Here is a 444-nt window from a genome sequence, read left to right as displayed (position 1 = left end):
AAGACTGGCCGCTCTGGTCTTGATCCTGAAACATCATGGAGGGGGTGACAGTGAGACTTTTTAACGCAATGGCCTCGCCATCAAGGGCGAGGGTGATAATTTGGCTCATGGAGCATCCTTTCTAATGGGCGGATATCGTCCCCGACAAACAGCGTTGCCAGGGTATAAACGGCATCGGGTTCGGGAATGTTCTGTCGCAGTTTCTCCGCTATGTGTGTGCCGTTCCCTTTCCCTGAGAACGCCCAGACCGTGGCCGATTTTCCTGCCAATCCATTCATGGCATCGGTGACGTGCTGCAACGCGGATTGCCGGGCAGAGGTAAAGGCAGATAGTTGGGATTTTAACCCGGCAAGACTGCTGCCCGCACTGGCCTGCGCGTTGGCTTTAGCAATCAGTTGCGCATTGATTGCCTGACGGCTGGTCGCCGTAGATAGCGGTTGCGGC

General features: G+C 55.6%; 2 pseudogenes. Both read right to left on the bottom strand.

Going from position 1 to position 444, the window contains the following annotated elements:
- Positions 1-109: pseudogene (locus tag PSI23_RS23735) on the bottom strand (baseplate complex protein); the annotation flags it as partial.
- Positions 81-444, bottom strand: a pseudogene (locus tag PSI23_RS22090) (hypothetical protein); the annotation flags it as partial. The pseudogenes PSI23_RS23735 and PSI23_RS22090, both read right to left, overlap by 29 nt.

Origin of the sequence: Xenorhabdus yunnanensis, assembly GCF_028598805.1 — a bacterium.
Taxonomy (GTDB): domain Bacteria; phylum Pseudomonadota; class Gammaproteobacteria; order Enterobacterales; family Enterobacteriaceae; genus Xenorhabdus; species Xenorhabdus yunnanensis.
Note: the sequence above shows the minus strand (reverse complement) of the source record. Positions and strands in the feature narration are given on the sequence as shown.